This window comes from Gilliamella sp. B2911 (genome assembly GCF_026536965.1).
Taxonomy (GTDB): Bacteria; Pseudomonadota; Gammaproteobacteria; order Enterobacterales; family Orbaceae; genus Gilliamella; species Gilliamella apicola_E.
Window position 1 is genome coordinate 1 of the sequence record NZ_JAFNNA010000032.1, and the last position, 556, is coordinate 556.

Below are 556 nucleotides of genomic sequence, written 5' to 3' on the forward strand. Positions count from 1 at the left end.
CTTCAAACCCCATTGAGTTACCGGTTGCAGGTCAAAGTTTTGCTGATATAGATATGATCTTTCCAACGAATGTCGATTTAATCGCTTTAAAAAAACTTATTGGTCCGCCCAATAATTATTGGTGGGATGATGACGGTGATGGTGAGATTAATGTTAATGGTTTTTTAGAGTTATCTCTCGTTGATGAAAGAAGTAGAACAGTATCACGTAATACAGTGTTAAGGCCTTGTAAAGCGCCTTATGAGGTTATATTAACTAGTACAAATGGTACATTAACAACGCGTTATGGTATTCCAAATAGTAGTGATTTCAATCCTAGTCGGGTCACTTATTTTGTCAAACCTAAGGGGCAGGAAATTTGTTTTGCCATTCCAAGTCTATCTTTCGAAGGCAATGGAGGTGTAAAAGCAGGTCCACCTGAAATTTTTGATCCATCTCGTGGTTTTTTGCCTCAGTCAACTGACTCATATGATAAGAACTTTCCGACTACAGCTGCTAACAACATGTACTTTGATTTAAGCATTGCAGGTAATAAACAAGCATTGTCTTGGTCTCC

The 556-nt window shown here is 37.9% G+C and carries 1 protein-coding gene; it reads left to right on the forward strand.

Going from position 1 to position 556, the window contains the following annotated elements:
• On the forward strand, window positions 1–556 hold a 556-nt coding region (locus J3U27_RS11565; RefSeq protein WP_267377507.1), incomplete at both ends, for a hypothetical protein.